We start from the raw sequence: 18,112 nt of genomic DNA on the forward strand, positions 1-18,112 counted from the left end.
TTGCGAAACGAATATGTGCCCTGTGTATAGTTTAGTAAAAGCCCGACCGGCCTGGCCGGGACAGAGGTAATGGAGACCGAGCTTGGCCCTCAATGTCCGCGAGCAGACCCCCCAGTCTCAGCCAGAGTCGTTAAACGACCTGCGGCTCCGGATCGACGCGCTCGATGCCGAACTCCTGCGCCTCATCGATGAGCGCTCGGCCCTGGCGCGCGACATCGCCGCCGCAAAGACGCGCGAAGGCGGCGATGCCTCGGCTTCCCTGCTGCGCCCCGACCGCGAAGCCATGCTGCTGCGCAAGCTGACGGGCAAGACGCGCGCGGCGGCCTCCGATGCCGCTATCGTGGCCATCTGGCGCGAATTGATCTCGGAATCGCTGCGCATTCAGGGTGAAGGTCATGATGGTCTTCACCTTAATTTTTGGGCGGGAGAGGCTTCGGCCAATCTGCTCAAATGGAGCCGCGAACGCTTTGGGGCCGCCCCCGCTGAGGCGGGACTGGCCGAACCGGTGCAGGTCATCGCCGCCGCCCGCGATCCGCGCCATATCGGCATACTCAGCCTCGACGCCCGCGCCGGGGCGTGGTGGGCGCGGCTTCTGGCCGAACCCTCTGTGCGCGTCATCTGCGCCCTGCCGGAACGCACGCCGGAACGTCCGAGGGGGTTCGCCATCGCCGCGCTGAAACCCGAACCCACCGGCGACGATGTCAGCTATTGGGTGAGCGACAGCCGTCTGTCTGAGGCGGGGCTGACTGAACTTCTGGGACAGCGCGGTCTTGCCGCCGAATGGCTGTGTTCGACCGGCGGCATGAAGCTCTTCGGTCTGTCCGGTTTCGTGCAGGAAAACGACAGCCGTCTCGATCCCAAGGCCGACAAGGCGCTGGGCAGCCTGTCCGGGATTATCGGCACCTCGCCGCGGATTTAACTTTTCATCCTCCCCTGTAGCGAAGCGTACGGGGGAGATGTCGCCGCGAAGTCGTCGACGGAGGGGCATTTCCCCCATCACCCGGCCTTTCGGGCACCCTCTCCTCGTGGGGCGAGGGATTTGGTGAAAGCGTCGCATTGAAGAGCGATCTCTGAACTGCTAACAGCGCACCCATAAGACCACACGTGCAGGACATCCCGATGGATACCGTTTCGCCGCCCGCCTCCCAGCCCGAACCCAAAGCCGGTATCTGGGACATCGCCGCCTATGTCGGCGGCAAGTCGAAGATCGAGGGCGTGGCCGAGCCGGTCAAGCTGTCGTCCAATGAGAACGCGCTGGGCACTTCGTCCAAGGCCGTCGCCGCCTTCGAAGAGGCCCGTGCCAAGCTGTTCCGCTATCCCGACGGTCACGCCACCCCTCTGCGTGAGGCGGTCGCCGCCTATCACGGCCTCGAACCCGGCCGCCTGATCTTCGGCAATGGTTCCGATGAGGTCTTCGGCGTCCTCAATCAGGCCTGGCTGGAAGCCGGCGATAATATCGTGACTGGCGAGCACGGCTTCCTCGCCTACCGCATCAGCGCCGAAGCCTGTCAGGCCGAGGTGCGTCTGGCCCCGGAGCCGGCCCAGCGCGTCGAGATCGAGCGCCTGCTGGCGCTTGTCGATGCGCGGACCAAGATCGTCTACATTTCCAACCCGGCCAATCCGACCGGCACCTGGAACACCCCCGAAGAACTGGCCGATCTGCGCAGCCGCTTGCCCGCGCATATCCTGCTGGTCGTCGACGAGGCCTATGCCGAATTCGCCGATGAACCGACCTATCAGAGCGCCTTCGGTCTGGCGCGCGGGCACGATAACATCATCGTCACGCGCACCTTTTCCAAGATTCACGGTCTGGCCGGGCTGCGCGTCGGGTTCGGCTATGCCCCGGCGCGGGTGATCGAGGCGCTGGAGCGCATTCGCATGCCGTTCAACGTCAATCTGCCGGCGCAATATGCCGCCGTGGCTTCGCTGGGCGATCAGGTGCACCTCGATGCCTCGCGGGCGCAGGTCCTGCAATGGCGGCCGCGTTTCTATCAGGCGGTGCGGGCGCTGGGCTATCGCATCGACCGGAGCCAGGGCAATTTCGTGTTGATCCATTTTGCCGATGAAGCTCAGGCCGTGCGCGCCAATGCGCACCTGATGCAAAAGGGCTTTATCGTGCGTCATGTCGCGAATTATGGCTTGCCGCAGTGCCTGCGCGTGACGATCGGCAAGGACCACGAGAACGAAGGCTTCCTGGCGGCGCTGGGCGAGTTCGAGGGATAGAAAATCATACCTCCCTGGCTATGCCGGGGAGGGGGGACCGCGCCCGAAGGGCGGGGTGGTGGGGTGTCTTGCGATATACCCACCTGCTCAGTTTTCTGAATTCAGTAAGAACCCCCACCACCACATCTCACTCACTACGTTCGTTCCTGCGGTCCCCCTCCCCAACAAGTTGGGGAGGTATAGATACGGTGGTGCGACAAATAATCCCTTTCAGGGGCGGGGCGCGCTGACTATATTCGCCGCTTGCGCCCACTCTGTGTTATCGTTTGCCCATGCCCGATCAATCCGCCCCGCCCGTCACCAAAGAACGCCTCGTCTTCGGACAGGGCTACCTGAAGGACGCCTGGTATTTCGCGGCGCTGGCGGATGATCTGAAGCCGGGCAAGCTGCAACGCTACGAAATCCTCGGGGAGCCCGTGCTGCTGGCGCGCGACACCCAAGGCAAGGCCTATGCGATGCGCGACATCTGTCCGCACCGCGCCGCGCCTTTGTCAGCGGGCAAGATGATCCCGGACCCCAGGACGGGGCAGCCGGTGGTGCAATGCCCCTATCATGGCTGGACATTCGGCACCCATGGCGGGTGCACCGCCGTGCCCTCGCTGACCTCGGACCAGCCGATGGATGTGGAGCGCATCAAGGTGCGGTCGTACGCCGTGAGGGAACAGCAGGGCATGGTGTGGATCTACATAACCAACGATGCACGCCGTTCGACCGCGCCCGATCATGAGCCGCCGGTCCTGCCGGGCGTGGTCGGCGGAAAGCCGATTATCGTCGAGAGCATGGACTTCGACAGCCACATCGACCACGCGGTGGTGGGGTTAATGGACCCCGCCCACGGCCCCTATGTGCATCAGCAATGGTGGTGGCGCTCCTCCAAGAAACAGCTCGAAAAGTCCAAGGCCTTCGAGCCGCGCGAGTTCGGTTTCGCCATGGTGCGTCACGCACCGTCGAAGAATTCCCGCGCCTATCGCATCCTCGGCGGCGCGCCGGCGACCGAGATCACCTTCCGCCTGCCGGGCGTGCGCTACGAGCATATCCAGATCGGTGAGCGACAAATTCTCGGCCTGACCTGCCTGACGCCGGTGCACGCGACCAAGACCCGCATCACGCAGATATTCTGGTCGGATCACTCCATCTTCCGCGCGATAGCGCCCCTCTTCAAATACGGCGCCAAGGCCTTCCTCAAGCAGGACGGCGACATGGTCAATCTGCAGAACGAAGGGCTGAAATACGATCCGTCGCTGCTGTGGATCGACGACGCCGACACGCAGGCCAAATGGTATCAGCAGCTCAAGAAGGAATGGATGGCGCATCGTTCGGAAGACCGGCCTTTCGCCAATCCGCTCAAACCGGTGACCTTGAAGTGGACGAGCTGACCTTTTCCTGAAACCCAAATGAAAAAGCCGCCGGAGAAACTCCGGCGGCTTTTTCATGGGAGGAAGAAAAGTAGTTTACGCCGCAGCCTTGAGGCCGGAGACGATCAGCTCGACCTGAAAACGCAGGCGTTCGCTGGTGGCGGCGAAGGCTTGCCCGTCGCGATGGGCGCGGCGCAGGTTCGAGAAGGTCAGGTCTTCGAGGATTTCCGCGCCATGCTCAATGTCGGCCTTGGCCGGCAGTTCGTCATGGTTCTGCGCGTGACGCAGGGTTTCGAAGATCACCTGACGGGTCAGGTCGGTGAGGCTGGCGATTTCGGACAGGCCGGGATTGGCTTCCATATCGGCGGCCTGACCGCTCCAGTTCATCACGAAGGCCGACAGGATCAGACGGGCATTGCCCTCGGCCGCCTCATAGGCGGTCAGGATCTGACGATGCAGGCGATCCGCCAGCGGGCGCGTCGAATCGTGCGCATCGATGGCGGCGGTAATGACGCGCGCGGTTTCCTCTTCGACGACCTTCACGAAGATCTCGTTCTTGTCGGCGAAGTTGGCGAAGACCGCGCCGGTCGACAGGCCGGCTTCACGCGCGATATCGCGCAGAGTGGCTGCCTCATAGCCGCGCTCCCGGAACAGAGCTTTGGCGGAGGCGAGGATTTTGAGGCGGTTCAGCTCTTTGGAACGCGCGCGCGCCCCCAGCGGCAGGGCCGACTCTTCCTGAGTGAGTTTGTCTTTCAGTTCATACGCCTGATACATGGTCATTTAACGAGCTGGGTTGAGGACGGTGCGGGCCGCCGGTTGAACCTGTACCCATAGATGGGCATGAGGCTGAGGGATTTCAATGGGTTGCGCGATGTAATGCCTATCAGGTCAGGACGGCAACCCACAAAGGGGGTTAATGTCCGTAATTCGGTGGGAAACGGGTCCATTACCCCTGTGCGGGGAGGTCTGACAACCGTTCAACGCGAATGATCGTTCATTCCGTCGCGCTCAGAACTTCATTACGCAGAAAAACAGGCAAAAAATAGACGGGGCCGCTAAAAAAGCGTAATCCTGTAACAGGACGTGACCTGTCCGGAGAATCCACGCAGAGGCCCGATATGAGCACCTTTCTTCTGGTACTGACCCTTCTGTCCATGTTTGCCGTTCTGGTCGTGCTGGGGGCCGGGGTTTACAGCCTTTATCGCGGCGGGAAATTCGGCGAACGCTGGTCCAACAAGCTGATGCAGTGGCGCGTCATGCTTCAGGCCGTGGCCATCGGCCTGTTGTGCCTGTTCGCCTGGTGGAAAGCCGGACACTAGAGTCCCGGCTGCAAATTCATTCAAGGCAATCAGGCGTTTGTCGCTTTTTACGCCATAAATCGTCACCCTGCGGTTTTCCCACTGAGTCGGAACGCATCGATGGTCAAGCTCAACAAGATCTACACCCGCACCGGTGACGACGGCACGACGGGCCTCGGCGACGGTGCGAGGCGTCTGAAAACCGATGCGCGCGTCGAGGCCATGGGCAGCGTCGACGAAGCCAATGCGGCCCTGGGCGTGGCGCGCCTGTTCGCCGACGGTGAGATGGATGCGCTGCTGGCGCAGGTGCAGAACGACCTGTTCGACCTAGGCGCCGATCTGGCGGTGCCGGACGACGGGCAGGCCAAGGGGTGGACGCCGCTGCGGCTCGACTTCATGCGGGTGGGAGCGCTGGAGCAGGCCATCGACCGCTATAATACCGATCTGGAGCCGCTCAATTCGTTCATCCTGCCGGCCGGTGCGCCGCTCAGCGCGCATCTGCATCTGGCGCGCACCATCGTGCGCCGGGCGGAGCGCGATGTGGTCGGGCTGAACCAGATACCGGAAGAGGTGGTCAACCCGTCGGTGGCGACCTATCTCAACCGTCTGTCGGACCTGCTGTTCGTGCTGGCGCGCCATGCCAACGATCAGGGTCGTGCCGACGTGTTGTGGGTGCCGGGCAAGCCGTAGACATGATCATTCCTCCCCGACTTGTCGGGGAGGGGGACCGCGCCTGGAAGGCGTGGTGGTGGGGTATCTTGCGATATGTCCACCCGCTCAGTTGGCTGAAATTTAAAAGAACCCCCACCACCGCATCTAGCTTGCTTTGCAAGCGTCGTGCGGTCCCCCTCCCCAACGAGTTGGGGAGGTATGTTTATCGGGAGGCAGACGCCGACGCGCTTGCCGAAGCCGAGAGGGCCGCCGAATTGTCCACCGGCTTGGGCGAGCCGTCAGACGCGGTCATGGCGTCCTTGGTCGGCCACAGGATCTTCTGCTGTTCGCCCGGCTTGCGCTTTGTCAGCAGGGGCAGGTAGATCGGCGTCTCGCACGAGCGGTATTTGTTCGACCACCACCCGCCATTGGCCTCGCACTTGCGGCGCGGCATTTCGTACAGCCCGCCGTAAACCAGTATGCCGGCGCTGGCCAGAATGAAGACGCCGAGCGCGATCAGCTTGACGCGCAGGATAAGATTTTTGTCGGTTTTCATGGTTGCGGGTTCTGCCACGGCGCGATCGGTTGAGTGGCCGTTTCCATGCCCGCAAATTGCCCCACAGGCAAGTGAAATGGTTGCAGATGCGATCGGAAAGCCAAGAAAATTAGCGGGTTTCCGCCACGACACCGATTGACTTTGAGGGGCGGCGGCGTCACTAAACTCAATCCAAATTGCGCAATAGTTTGCTGCGAGGGAAGCTCACCATGAAGGTACTCGTACCCGTCAAGCGGGTGTTGGACTACAATGTCAAGGTCCGCGTCAAATCGGACCAGACCGGCGTCGATCTGGCCAATGTGAAGATGGCCATGAACCCTTTCGATGAAATCGCCGTCGAAGAAGCCGTCCGCCTGAAAGAAAAGGGCGTGGTGACCGAGATCGTCGCCGTCTCCATCGGCGTGGCCCAGTGCGAGGCCATTCTGCGCACGGCTCTGGCCATGGGCGCCGATCGCGGCATCCTCATCGAAACCGATCAGGACCTGGAGCCGCTCGCGGTCGCCAAAGTGCTCAAGGCCGTGGCCGCCGAGGAAAATCCGGACATCGTCCTGATGGGCAAACAGGCCATCGACGGCGACAACAACGCCACTGGGCAGATGCTGTCGACCCTGCTCGACTGGCCGCAAGCGACGTTCGCGTCCAAGGTTGAAATCTCCGGCGGCGAAGCGCTGGTCACCCGTGAAATCGACGGCGGTCTGCAGACGCTAGGCGTCACGCTGCCGGCGGTCATCACCACCGATCTGCGCCTCAACGAGCCGCGTTATGCGTCCTTGCCCAACATCATGAAGGCGAAGAAGAAGCCGCTCGATACGAAGACGCTGGGCGATTACGGCGTCGATGCCGCCGCCCGTCTGACGGTCGTCAAGGTCACCGAACCGGCCAGGCGTTCGGCCGGCGTCAAGGTCGACAGCGCCGATGCCCTCGTCGCCAATCTCAAGTCCGCGGGAGTCCTGTAATGGCTGTTCTGGTTATTGCCGATCATGACGGCGCGCACCTGCGCGACACGACGCTGAAGGTCGTCACGGCGGCGCAGAAGCTGTCGTCTGATATCGACGTGCTGGTCTATGGCGAGGCCTCCGCCGTCGCCGCGCAGGCGGCTGCGGCTGCAGGCGTGCGCAAGGTGCTGACCGCCGAAAGCGCCGAGTTGAAGGCCGACATCGCCGAGGCCGTTTCGGCCCTGATCGTGTCGCTGGCCGGTGGCTACGACGCCATCGCCATCCCGGCTACGGCTTCGGGCAAGAATGTCGCGCCGCGCATCGCCGCCGCGCTGGACGTTTCTATCATTTCCGACGTCATCGAAGTGGTGGCGGGCGACACCTTCGTCCACCCCATCTATGCCGGCAACGCACTGGAAACCGTGAAGACGGCCGATGCCAAAAAGGTCATCACCGTGCGCCCGACGGCCTTTGCCGCGGTCGCCGCTTCGGGCGGTTCGGCAGCGGTCGAAGCCGTGGCCGTTCCGGCCGTGACGCTGAAAACGCGCTTCGTCTCGGACGAGAAGGTCGTCTCCGACCGTCCGGAACTGGGTGCGGCCAAGGTCGTCGTTTCCGGCGGTCGGGCTCTGGGGTCGGCGGACGAGTTCAAGTCGGTGCTGGAGCCTCTGGCCGACAAGCTGGGCGCCGCTGTCGGCGCTTCGCGCGCGGCCGTCGATGCGGGCTATGCCCCTAACGATTATCAGGTGGGTCAAACCGGCAAGGTCGTGGCGCCGGGCCTGTACATCGCCGTCGGTATTTCGGGCGCTATTCAGCACCTGGCCGGCATGAAAGACTCCAAGGTCATCGTCGCCATCAACAAGGACCCCGAAGCCCCGATCTTCCAGATCGCGGACTATGGTCTGGTCGAGGACTATAAAACCGCCGTCCCGGCCCTGATCAAGGCGCTGGGTTAAACCGCTGTTCTATACCTCCCCGGCTATGCCGGGGAGGGGGACCGCACGAGCCTGCCGTCAGGCAGGTGATCGGACCGCCGATGCGGATGTGGTGGTGGGGTGTCTTGCCACCTGTCCACCGATTAGGCCTGCTGAAATTTAAAAAGAACCCCCACCACCGCACCGTCTTCGCTGCGCTCAGTTGTGCGGTCCCATCGCTGGCGAAAGCTATACTTTCGCCGCGCTATACCCCAGCAAGCTGGGGAGGTATGTTTTTTTCCCTGTGCCCTTGATTACCCGGTGGGGCGGTTTAAGCTCTCGCCTATAAAAATAAAACCGCGGGTTCCACATGACAGAGATCAAAGTCGTCGGCGTTATCGGGGCGGGCCAGATGGGTTCGGGCATCGCGCAGGTCTGCGCGCAGGCGGGTTACGAGGTCTTCCTCTACGATCAGCAGGCCACCGCCATCGCCAGGTCGATCGAAAAGATCAACAAGGGCATCGCCCGCTCGGTCGAAAAGGGCGTCATCACCGCCGAAACCGCCGCCACCGCCGTCACGCTGGTCAAGCCGGCGGCCATGGCTTCGGAGCTGTCGACCTGCGATCTGGTCATCGAAGCCGCGACCGAAGACGAAGAGGTCAAGAAGGCCATCTTCAAGTCGGTGTCCGAGCATCTGAAACCCGAAGCCATTCTGGCCTCGAACACCTCGTCCATCTCGATCACGCGACTGGCCACCGCGTCGGACCGTCCGACGCGCTTTATCGGCCTGCACTTCATGAACCCCGTGCCGATCATGAAGCTGGTCGAGATCATCCGCGGCATCGCCACCGAGACCGACACCTATGAGGCGGCGGTGCGTTTCGCCGAGAGCCTCGACAAGATCACCGCCAATGCGCAGGACTATCCGGCCTTCATCGTCAACCGCATCCTGATCCCGATGATCAACGAAGCCATCTACACCCTGTACGAAGGGGTGGGGACGGTCGAGGCCATCGATACGGCGATGAAGCTGGGGGCCAACCACCCTATGGGCCCGCTGGAGCTGGGCGATTTCATCGGGCTCGATACGGTTCTGGCCATTATGAACGTCCTCTATGACGGCCTGTCGGATTCCAAATATCGCCCCTGTCCGCTGCTGGTGAAGTATGTCGAAGCGGGCTGGTACGGGCGCAAGACCGGCCGGGGCTTCTATGACTATCGCGGCGAAAAGCCGGTTCCGACAAGGTAAGCCTCACTTGCTCACGGCCCGCCGCCCGCTCTTCCTGTGGTTCGTCCTGGCGCTGCTGGCGGCGACGCTGCTGCACGCCTGCGTGTGGTTTGCCGCACGCCTGTTTGCCGCGCAGGGATTTCTGGCGGCCGCCGAAGGGGCGCGCCAGATGGGCCTGTCGCTGTTCTGGATGGTCTGCACCGCGTCGCTGTGGCTTATTCAGGGACCGAAGAACCGCTTCCATGCCGTTCTCCATGTGCTGGGCTGTGCCTTTCTGGTCTGCGCGCTCGGCTCGTTCATGGCCTTCAGCAACCTGACCTTCAGCCAGAACTTCGAGTTCAGCCTCAAGAACATGCTGGTTTTCGGGCTGGTCGCCGTCCCCATGGTGGTCAGTCAGGTGCTGCTGGCCCTGCCGTCGGCCATCCTGTTCCAGATGATCCTGCTGGGTCGCCCGCCGCGCCTTACGGATGAGGCCGTCGCGTGACCACCGCCCGTCAGCCCGCGCTCGACTATATCCGCGGGTTCGCACTGCTGGGCATATTGATCGTCAATGCGCCGGCCTTCGGCTGGCCGCTGGAGGTCTATATGAACCCGGCGCGGGCGACGGTCGCGCTGACCGAGGCCGACCGTCAGGTCTGGTGGATCATCCATACCTTTTTCGAATCCAAGTGCCTGACCCTGTTTGCCATGCTGTTCGGGATCAGCCTGTTTCTGGTCGGGCAAAAGGACGACCCCGCGACGCCGGTGACCCGGACCGTGCGCTTTCGCCGACTGGTCTGGCTGGCGGCTATCGGGGTGGCGCACGGCGCGGCCATCTGGGTCGGGGATATTCTTTTGATGTATGCCCTGTGCGGTCTGTTCTTCGTCCTGACCATCCGCACGCCGCACCTGCTGCGCTGGGGGTTTGTGGCGTGGCTGATCGGCGGGCTGATGGTGGTGGGGTCTGGCCTCATACTGAGCTTTGTGCCGCGCGAGGAACTGGGCAAGGCGATCAGCGGCAGCGACGGCCTGAACTTCGCTGACACCTTGCGCCTGATGCAGGGCGGTTTCGCGCAGTCCCTGCACGCCAATTTCGTCATGTGGGCGATGAGCATTTTTTCGCAGATCGCTGTCTTCGCACCCAAGGTCATCGGCCTGATGATGATCGGGCTGGGGCTCTACAGGGTCGGTTATTTCGACCCGAAGAAGACGGGCTGGCATCTGGGCGCCGTGGTCGTCGGCGCGGCGGCATTGGCGGTGATAGGTTGGCAGAATCTGATCATCCTGCGCGAAAACTTTCCTGAGCCGCAAATCTACGGCTCGCACCGGGCGGCGGCGGAGTTTTTCAGTATTTTCGTCAGTATGGGTTACGCCAGCGCCCTGATGCTGATCAGTCGTGTGCCGGTTTTGAAGGGCGTCAATGCCCTGCTGAGCCCGGTGGGGCGCATGGCCTTCACCAACTATCTCAGCCAGTCGCTGATCATGACGGCGGTGTTCTATGGCGGGCGCGGGTTGGGGCTATACGGGCAGGTGTCGCTGTCGCATATGGTGCCGATCGTGCTCGGCATCTGGCTGTTCCAGATCGTGTTCAGCGCCGTGTGGTTGAAGGCGTTTCGCTATGGTCCGTTCGAGTGGGTCTGGCGGTGTCTGAGCCACGGCCGCTGGGTGGCTATTCGCTAAATCTCATACCTCCCTGCACGAAGTGCGGGGTATAGCGCCAGCGGAAGTATAGCTTTCGCCAGCGATGGGACCGCGCCCAGAGGGCGTGGTGGTGGGGTGTCTTGCGAACCTCCCCACCCATTCGCTTGCTGGAATAAGGTAAGAACCCCCACCACCGCATCTAGCGCTGCGCGCGTCGTGCGGTCCCCCTCCCCAACAAGTTGGGGAGGTATAAGAGCTATTACTTCGCCACCGCATCCACCAATGCCTTGACCTCGGGCGCGTCCCACTTGGCCTCGCCGCTGAGGCGCGCGACTTCCCGACCGTTCCTGTCGAGGATGATGGTCGTCGGCATGCCGACAATGCCCCATTTGGTCATCGGTTGAATCTCCGAGTCCATATAGGCGGGCAGGTCGCCGCTGAGCTTCAGTTCGGCCTCGACCTTGGCCTTTTCCTCGGCCTTGTCGATGCTGAGCGGCAGGACCAGAACGGTTTGCGGGTCGTAGGCCTTTTGCAGATTGGACAGGGTCGGCATCTCGACCTTGCACGGCGCGCACCAGGTCGCCCAGATGTTGAGCACCACCACGCGACCCTTGAAATCCGACAGCTTGACCGGCTTGCCCGCGCCATCGAGGAAGCTGATGTCTTCGATGGGGCGCGGTGCGGCGTGGGTCTCCAGCTTGGCCAGCGCACCGGTGGCGTAGGCCTTCAGCGGGCCTTCGGCTACGGGACCGCTTTCGGCGGCGACCGTGCCCTCAGACTCGGCTTGACGGAACAGCACCACAGCCGCTACGGAGACGGCGATTATCAGGACCAGAAGTCCCGCGACGATCAGGTTGAATTTCAACCGGCGGGGCGGTTTGGTCCGCTGCGATTGTGGGGCCTGCGCTTCGGCGTTCGCCGTGTCCGTTTTTTCGTCTGAAGGCTCAGTCATGTCCGATCCGTCCCAAAAGCCCGCGCAGACCCCGAATACGCAAGGTCAGAAAATGTGGGGTGGACGATTCTCTGCCCAACCTGACGCCATTATGCAAGCCATCAACGTCTCGATCGAGGTCGACAAACGTTTGTGGGCGCAGGACATCGCCGGATCGCGCGCCCACGCCGCCATGCTGGCCAAACAGGGCATCATCAGCGCCGAAGCCGCTCAGGAGATCGACGGCGGCCTGCAAACCATCATCGCCGAGATCGAAGCCGGGACCTTCCCTTTCCGCGCCGAATACGAAGACATCCATATGAATGTCGAGGCGCGCCTGCGCGAACTGATCGGCGCGACGGCGGGCCGTCTGCATACGGCGCGTTCGCGCAACGATCAGGTGGCGACCGATTTCCGTCTGTGGGTGCGCGACCGTGTGGATTACACCATCGCCCAGCTTCGCGACCTGCAAAAGGCGCTGGTCGCGCGCGCCGAAGACTATGCCGACGCCCTGATGCCGGGCTTCACGCACCTTCAGCCGGCGCAGCCCGTGACCTTCGGCCACCACCTGATGGCCTATGTCGAAATGTTCGGGCGCGACGCCACGCGCTTTGAAGACGCCCGCAAACGCATGAACGAGAATCCGTTGGGTTCGGCGGCGCTGGCCGGTTCGCCGTTCAATATCGACCGCCACATGACGGCTGAGGCTCTGGGCTTCGACCGCCCGACGGCCAATTCGCTCGACGGCGTGTCCGACCGCGACTTCGCGCTGGAATCTTTGAGCCACGCCGCCATCTGCGCCGGGCACCTGTCGCGTCTGGCCGAGGAAATCGTCATCTGGACCACGCCGCAGTTCGGCTTCGTCCGCCTGTCGGACTCGTTCTCGACCGGCTCCTCCATCATGCCGCAGAAGCGCAACCCTGATGCGGCTGAGCTGGTGCGCGCCAAGACGGGCCGCATCAACGGGGCGCTGATCGCCCTGACCACCGTGATGAAGGGTCTGCCTCTGGCCTATTCCAAGGACATGCAGGAAGACAAGCCGCCGGTGTTCGAGGCCTTTGAGTCGCTCGATCTGGGGCTGGCGGCCATGACCGGCATGGTGCGCGACCTGAGCGCCAATCTCGACCGCATGAAGGCGGCCGCCTCCTCGGGCTTCTCGACGGCGACCGATCTGGCCGACTGGCTGGTGCGCCACCTCAACATGCCCTTCCGTGACGCCCACCACGTCACCGGCGCAGCGGTCAAGCTGGCCGAAGGGCAGGGTGTGGACCTGGCGCAACTGTCGCTCGCCGACCTGCAAAAACTGGAAGCAGGGATTACCGAAGATGTGTATAGTGTGTTGACGCCCGAAGCCTCTGCGGCTTCGCGCCTGTCCTATGGGGGCACTTCGCCTGTGCGGGTGCGCGAACAGATCCAGCGTTGGAAGGAAATTTTGGCATGACCGGTACCGTTTCGCGTTCGTTTGTGAAGGCCGCGCTTCTGCTGGCCGCGGTTTCCGGTATGGGCCTCACCGCCTGCGCCAAGCAGGGCGATCTGGAGCGCGCGCCGCCGCTGTGGGGCAAGCGCGCTCAGGACGAGGTCGCCGCCAAGAAGAAGGCGCAGGCCGAAGGCAAGGCGACGGAACGCGCCCTGCCGCGCAAGGAATTCAAGAACGAAATGCCGGACCCTTATCAGCAGAACAGCAAGGTCGCCGACGCTCCGCTCGAAGGCACGGGCAACGCCCAGCGCCAGTAAACCGTTTTATACCTCCCCAGTTTACTGGGGAGGGGGACCGCACGAAGCGTTAGCTGAGATGCGGTGGTGGGGGCTCTTTTTTCGTCTCCATAGGATTCCATTGCACTTATGAATCATTTCGATATCCGTGACGGCGAAATGCACGCCGAGGGCGTCTCTGTCCGCGAGCTGGCCGAGCGCGTGGGTACGCCGCTCTACGTCTATTCCTCCGCCACGCTGGAGCGGCATTTTCAGGTCTTCTCTCAGGCTCTATGGGGGCAGGAGGCGCTGCAAAGCCCCAAGAAGGAAGCGCCGCTGATCGCCTATGCGACCAAGGCCAATTCCAATCTGGCCGTGCTGCAAACCCTGGCTGAACAGGGCGCAGGCGCCGACACCGTGTCGGAAGGCGAGATTCGCAAGGCCCTGACCGCCGGCATCCCCGCCGAGCGCATCGTCTTCTCCGGCGTGGGCAAGACCGACGAGGAAATGGCTTTCGCGCTGAAGGCCGGCATCTATCAGCTCAATGTCGAGTCCAAGCCCGAATTGGAACGCCTGAGCCGCGTCGCCGGCTCGCTCGGCCTGATCGCGCCCATCGTCATCCGCATCAATCCGGGCGTCGGCGCGGGCGGTCACGCCAAGATCACCACGGGCGGGGCCAAGGACAAGTTCGGCGTTTCGGCGCGCGAAGCCATCGCTCTTTACGGTCAGGCGGCCTCGGACCCCCATATCGCCCCCATGGGCATCGCCTGCCATATCGGCAGCCAGATCACCGACCTTGCGCCGATGCAGGCGGCCTTCTCCAAGATGAAGGGCTGGGTGCAGGAGCTGCGCGCCGGTGGTCTCAGCGTCGAGCGCCTCGATCTCGGCGGCGGGCTGGGCGTGCCCTATTTCAACATGCCCGAACCCCCCGCGCCGGCCGATTTCGCGCAGATGGTGGCGCTGACCGTCGGTAATCTGGGCGTAGGCTACACCTTCGAGCCGGGTCGTCTGATCGCCGCCAATGCCGGGATTCTGGTGTCGCGCGTCATCCACGTCCACGAGCGCGAGGATTCGGGGCAGAAATTCCTCGTCGTCGATGCGGCGATGAACGACCTGATCCGTCCGGCCATGTACGACGCCTATCACGACATCCGTCCCGTGGTGGCGGGCCAGACCCATGAGACGGGCACCTATGACGTGGTCGGCCCGGTGTGCGAAACCGGCGACACCTTCACGCGCGGCCGCGAAATGCCGGCGCTGAAGGCCGGTGATCTGGTCGCCTTCATGTCGGCAGGCGCCTACGGCGCGGTGATGGGCAGCGAATATAATTCGCGTCCGCTCGCCCCTGAGGTGTTGGTGCGTGACACGAACTGGGCAGTGGTGCGTCCTCGGCCTTCCTATGAGGAAATGATGGGCCGCGAGGTCTTGCCGGAATGGTTAAGACCGCATACGGTACGCGCCGCCGACTAGAAAAGCGGTCTTTGGGGGACGGCATGAAGCTGCAACGGACAAAACCCTTGTCGAAGCTGAACCGGGCGCTGTTCTGGACGCGCGCGGTGATGGTCTGGGAACAGATCCTGCCCGCCCTGACCCCGTTCCTGTTGCTGGCTTTCGCTATCGCTGTGGCCGCGCAGTGGGGCCTGTTCGCCGCCCTCGATCCGATCGTGCACATGGCCGTTCTGGCGGCGGGTGTCGTGCTGGCGCTCATCGCCGCCGTGCTGAACCTGCGTGGGTTCAAACAGCCGAGTTTCACCGAGATTAATACGCGTCTGGCGCTGGATAACGGCGTGCAGCCGGAAGTGCTGATCGGTCTGCGCCATAAGGCGAAACAGCCGTCGCTGAAGATCGGCAAGGCCAAGGCCGGACTGGCCAAGGGCGATCCGCTGGCCCTGCGCTACCTGATGCTCATTCTGGTCGGCTTCGGCTATCTGCTGCAAGGGCCGGTGCCGCTGGCGCAGATCGCCGGGGGGTACCTGCCACTGGAAAAGCCTGCGCCGGTGGTGGTCGAGGCCAAGCCCGTCAGCGTCGCTTCGGTCTATTAATCCACGCCTGAAACGGCCTCATTTTTTGAGATGCGCCCTGAGGGTTTTCTTGGGAGCGTTTCTTTGCGATACTCCCGAAAACGGGGAGGCAGCGGTCATGCGCCGCGACTATCTGAATAATCCGCCGCCGCGTCGCAGCGGGTCTAAACGCCGCTATTGGCTGATCCCGGCAGGGGTGATCGTGCTGGCCGGTATAGCCGGCTTTTTCCTGCCTATGCCTGCACAGAAGGCCGGGCCCGCGCCATCGCTGTCCCACGCGGCTATTATGGGCGAGGCCGAGGCCATAGATGGTGACTCCTTACGCATCGAAGGCGTCGAGATACGGCTGGAAGGCGTGGATGCCTTCGAATACGACCAGCGTTGCGGAGATTTCGCGTGTGGGGCCGCGGCGGGAGACAATCTGCGCAAGCTGGTGGCGACTGGAGATGTAAGCTGTGAGCCGCAGGGCGAGGACCGTTATGGACGGATACTGGCCCATTGCGCGGTGGAAGGTCGCGATCTGGGGGCAGTACAGGTGCAGGCCGGTCTGGCCGTGGCCTATCGCCGCTATTCGCAGCGCTATGTGGCGGATGAAGCGGCAGCCAGGGCAGCCAAGCGGGGTGCCTGGGCCTATGGGTTCGAAGCGCCGGAAGATTTCCGGCACGGCAAATAATCTCCTCCCTGTGCCGAAGGCATGGGGAGGTGGCGCGAAGCGCCGGAGGGGGATGGCGCAAAAACTGACTAAGGACGTAGTCCCCTGAAATTATGGCGTAATCCCCCTCCGTCAGCTTCGCTTCGCTCGCTGTCACCTCCCCACGCTAAAGCGTAGGGAGGAGAATGTACCTGGTGTAGGAAGATTAGAGGTCCGGAAACCCGTGCTCCCTGAGAAACGCCTTGACCTCTTCGCCCGACGGCCCGTCGATCACCCCCAACTGCATCGCCCCCAGCAGCAAGACCAGCGCCCCCAGCACCGCCGTGGCGATCTGCCACGGACGCGCCGGGTGGAAGTGCGACACCTTGCGGATCGAGGCCGGATTGGCGCCGTATGACCCGGTTTCCAGCTTGAAGGCCATTTCAAACCCGTCCTGAAACCGCTCGTCCGGATTGGGGGCGAGTGCCTGAAGGATGAGGCTTTCCAGCCAGCCCGGCGCGTCGTGACGCTTCTGGGTCAGCAGGTCCGGGCGTTTCAAAGTCGGCTTGGTGAAGGGTTCGCTTTCGCCATAGGGGAAGCTGCCGCCGGTAAACATTCGGTGCAATGTTACCCCCAGGGCGAAGATGTCCGAACGTTCGTCGCCCCACTGACCGTCGAACAGTTCCGGGGCCATATAGTTATTGGTGCCGGGCGGCAGCACGCCGGTCTTTTCATCCAGCGCCGGCAAACGCGCAAAGCCCAGATCGACCAGCTTAAGCCCGCCGTCTTTCAGCAGGATGATATTGTCGGGCTTAACGTCGCGGTGGATAACGCCCGCCCGGTGCAGCGAGCCCAGCGCCTTGGCCAGTTTGGTGGCGATGTCGATGCCGTCGTTCAGGCCGATCGCCGGCTTGCGCGACAGGCGCTTTTCCAGCGTCTCGCCTTCATAGAAGGGCTGGGCGACATAGAGGCAGGTCTGGCGCTTGGGCGGCAGTTGCAGGACCGAGCCGATCCAGATGTGCTGCACGCGACTGGCCACCCAGGTTTCGCGCACGAAGGCCTGACGCGCGAGAGTCTCGGCCCCCAGATTGTGCGGCTTGGGGAATTTGAGCACCACGGTCGATTGCGGGCCGGTCGCCGACAGGTCGCGGGCGCGGAACACGCGGCTGTACATGCCATCGGCCAGCATGGCTTCCAGCTTGAAATCGTCGATGGTTTCGCCCGTCTCCGGCGGCTCGCGCATGGGCAGCCGCGAAATGGCGGCGTCGAGATCCTTGACCGTCGCCGGCGGCAGTTCGAACACGTCGATGACCAGCACGGTCGCGTTGTCGTCGCCACCGTTGTGGATGGCCATGTCGACCAGTGTCTGCGCCGTGTCGTCGGCGGAATGGCGCTCGGACAGGACAGCGTTGATCTGGCTTTCCGAGACTTTGCCGTGCATCCCGTCCGAACACAGCAGCAGCCGGTCGTGCGGGAAGATGTCGTGGATGCGGTAATCGATACGCACCACTTCTTCGAAGCCGATGGCGCGGGTGAGGTAGGGCGAATCCTCGCCGCCCTCAGGCTTGTGGTCCTGCGTCATCTGACCCAGATAGCCCTCGCGCCAGCGGTAGAGGCGCGTGTCGCCGACGTGGAAGGAGTGCAGACGGTTGCCCTTGATGACCACGCCGGTGAAGGCGCAACTCATGCCGCGCACGGTTTCGTCCTTCTGGCCCTGACGGTGTATCCAGTAGTTGATGCTTTCCAGCGCCCGCCCGGCGGTCTTTTGCGGCGACAGGGCTTCGGTCTGGCTGAGATAGTCGTCAATGAAGGAGCGCACGCTGAGTTCGGCGGCGACGCGCCCGCCCTTGCGCCCGCCGACGCCGTCGGCCAGAGCGGCGACCAGCCCGTGGTGAGAGCCGTCGTCGGCCAGGCACGAGGCAGCGAAGTCCTGATTGTCTTCGCGCCGGCCGATATGGGTGGCGAAGCCGACGGCGGCCTTGAGACGGGTGGCGGTAGGCAGGGTGGCCATGCAGTTTCCTGTTGTTTTCATGCCTCCCCAGTGAACCGGGAGTCATGAA

At 63.1% G+C, this 18,112-nt stretch carries 19 protein-coding genes; 15 read left to right on the top strand and 4 right to left on the bottom strand.

Features of this window, described 5'->3' with window-relative positions:
* Positions 1 to 82: 82 nt before the first annotated feature.
* The 3 genes from LH365_RS02035 to LH365_RS02045 all read left to right on the top strand — a co-directional run bounded on the left by LH365_RS02035 (position 83) and on the right by LH365_RS02045 (position 3,599).
* Positions 83 to 919: a chorismate mutase gene (locus LH365_RS02035; protein WP_226744557.1), complete on the top strand. Its 837-nt coding sequence runs from the start codon at positions 83 to 85 to the stop codon at positions 917 to 919.
* Positions 920 to 1,119: 200 nt separating this feature from the next.
* Entirely contained in the window at positions 1,120 to 2,223 is a 1,104-nt protein-coding gene (hisC, locus tag LH365_RS02040) for a histidinol-phosphate transaminase (protein WP_226744558.1), read from the top strand.
* Positions 2,224 to 2,495: 272 nt separating this feature from the next.
* Positions 2,496 to 3,599, top strand: coding sequence for an aromatic ring-hydroxylating dioxygenase subunit alpha (locus LH365_RS02045; RefSeq protein ID WP_226744559.1), 1,104 nt, complete (start codon positions 2,496 to 2,498; stop codon positions 3,597 to 3,599).
* Positions 3,600 to 3,674: 75 nt separating this feature from the next.
* Here LH365_RS02045 and LH365_RS02050 read toward each other — a convergent pair whose 3' ends face one another.
* A complete protein-coding gene (locus tag LH365_RS02050) occupies positions 3,675 to 4,358 on the bottom strand; it encodes a TetR/AcrR family transcriptional regulator (RefSeq protein WP_226744560.1) in 684 nt (227 codons plus the stop codon).
* Positions 4,359 to 4,696: 338 nt separating this feature from the next.
* On the opposite strand from LH365_RS02050, the gene LH365_RS02055 reads away from it, so the two are divergent.
* Together LH365_RS02055 and LH365_RS02060 are read left to right on the top strand one after the other, a co-directional pair.
* Positions 4,697 to 4,897 carry a twin transmembrane helix small protein gene (locus tag LH365_RS02055; RefSeq protein ID WP_226744561.1) on the top strand — a complete coding sequence of 67 codons (201 nt, stop codon included), beginning with the start codon at positions 4,697 to 4,699 and terminating at the stop codon, positions 4,895 to 4,897.
* 99 nt (positions 4,898 to 4,996) lie between these two features.
* Positions 4,997 to 5,566 carry a cob(I)yrinic acid a,c-diamide adenosyltransferase gene (locus LH365_RS02060; protein WP_226744562.1) on the top strand — a complete coding sequence of 190 codons (570 nt, stop codon included), beginning with the start codon at positions 4,997 to 4,999 and terminating at the stop codon, positions 5,564 to 5,566.
* A gap of 184 nt (positions 5,567 to 5,750) precedes the next feature.
* On the opposite strand, the gene LH365_RS02065 is transcribed toward LH365_RS02060, so the two are convergent.
* Positions 5,751 to 6,083 carry a hypothetical protein gene (locus LH365_RS02065; RefSeq protein ID WP_226744563.1) on the bottom strand — a complete coding sequence of 111 codons (333 nt, stop codon included), beginning with the start codon at positions 6,081 to 6,083 and terminating at the stop codon, positions 5,751 to 5,753.
* A gap of 209 nt (positions 6,084 to 6,292) precedes the next feature.
* Between LH365_RS02065 and LH365_RS02070 the strand changes: the two genes are divergently transcribed.
* From LH365_RS02070 to LH365_RS02090, 5 genes are all read left to right on the top strand, one after another.
* Positions 6,293 to 7,039 carry an electron transfer flavoprotein subunit beta/FixA family protein gene (locus LH365_RS02070; protein ID WP_226744564.1) on the top strand — a complete coding sequence of 249 codons (747 nt, stop codon included), beginning with the start codon at positions 6,293 to 6,295 and terminating at the stop codon, positions 7,037 to 7,039.
* Entirely contained in the window at positions 7,039 to 7,971 is a 933-nt protein-coding gene (locus LH365_RS02075; RefSeq protein ID WP_226744565.1) for an electron transfer flavoprotein subunit alpha/FixB family protein, read from the top strand. The genes LH365_RS02070 and LH365_RS02075 overlap by 1 nt, the downstream gene beginning before the upstream one ends.
* Positions 7,972 to 8,299: 328 nt before the next feature.
* Positions 8,300 to 9,178 carry a 3-hydroxybutyryl-CoA dehydrogenase gene (locus tag LH365_RS02080; protein WP_226744566.1) on the top strand — a complete coding sequence of 293 codons (879 nt, stop codon included), beginning with the start codon at positions 8,300 to 8,302 and terminating at the stop codon, positions 9,176 to 9,178.
* Between the two features lie 7 nt (positions 9,179 to 9,185).
* Positions 9,186 to 9,641 carry a hypothetical protein gene (locus LH365_RS02085; RefSeq protein WP_226744567.1) on the top strand — a complete coding sequence of 152 codons (456 nt, stop codon included), beginning with the start codon at positions 9,186 to 9,188 and terminating at the stop codon, positions 9,639 to 9,641.
* Positions 9,638 to 10,816, top strand: a complete 1,179-nt coding sequence (locus tag LH365_RS02090; protein ID WP_226744568.1) for a DUF418 domain-containing protein — start codon at positions 9,638 to 9,640, stop codon at positions 10,814 to 10,816. The genes LH365_RS02085 and LH365_RS02090 overlap by 4 nt, the downstream gene beginning before the upstream one ends.
* A gap of 220 nt (positions 10,817 to 11,036) precedes the next feature.
* On the opposite strand, the gene LH365_RS02095 is transcribed toward LH365_RS02090, so the two are convergent.
* A complete protein-coding gene (locus tag LH365_RS02095) occupies positions 11,037 to 11,729 on the bottom strand; it encodes a TlpA family protein disulfide reductase (protein WP_226744569.1) in 693 nt (230 codons plus the stop codon).
* 52 nt (positions 11,730 to 11,781) lie between these two features.
* Here LH365_RS02095 and argH point away from each other — a divergent pair, with 52 nt between their 5' ends.
* From argH to LH365_RS02120, 5 genes are all read left to right on the top strand, one after another.
* Positions 11,782 to 13,149: an argininosuccinate lyase gene (gene argH, locus LH365_RS02100; RefSeq protein WP_226745504.1), complete on the top strand. Its 1,368-nt coding sequence runs from the start codon at positions 11,782 to 11,784 to the stop codon at positions 13,147 to 13,149.
* Complete coding sequence (locus tag LH365_RS02105) at positions 13,146 to 13,442, top strand: hypothetical protein (RefSeq protein ID WP_226744570.1); 297 nt, start codon at positions 13,146 to 13,148, stop codon at positions 13,440 to 13,442. Before argH ends, LH365_RS02105 begins: the two co-directional genes overlap by 4 nt.
* A 108-nt stretch (positions 13,443 to 13,550) precedes the next feature.
* Positions 13,551 to 14,870 (top strand): diaminopimelate decarboxylase, encoded by a 1,320-nt coding sequence (lysA, locus tag LH365_RS02110; RefSeq protein ID WP_226744571.1) that lies wholly within the window; start codon positions 13,551 to 13,553, stop codon positions 14,868 to 14,870.
* Positions 14,871 to 14,893: 23 nt separating this feature from the next.
* Complete coding sequence (locus LH365_RS02115; RefSeq protein WP_226744572.1) at positions 14,894 to 15,442, top strand: DUF4175 family protein; 549 nt, start codon at positions 14,894 to 14,896, stop codon at positions 15,440 to 15,442.
* Positions 15,443 to 15,539: 97 nt separating this feature from the next.
* Positions 15,540 to 16,094: a thermonuclease family protein gene (locus LH365_RS02120; RefSeq protein WP_226744573.1), complete on the top strand. Its 555-nt coding sequence runs from the start codon at positions 15,540 to 15,542 to the stop codon at positions 16,092 to 16,094.
* Between the two features lie 184 nt (positions 16,095 to 16,278).
* Here LH365_RS02120 and LH365_RS02125 read toward each other — a convergent pair whose 3' ends face one another.
* Positions 16,279 to 18,063, bottom strand: a complete 1,785-nt coding sequence (locus LH365_RS02125; RefSeq protein WP_226744574.1) for a bifunctional protein-serine/threonine kinase/phosphatase — start codon at positions 18,061 to 18,063, stop codon at positions 16,279 to 16,281.
* Positions 18,064 to 18,112: the final 49 nt, after the last annotated feature.

The organism is Asticcacaulis sp. AND118, assembly GCF_020535245.1.
Classification (GTDB): domain Bacteria; phylum Pseudomonadota; class Alphaproteobacteria; order Caulobacterales; family Caulobacteraceae; genus Asticcacaulis.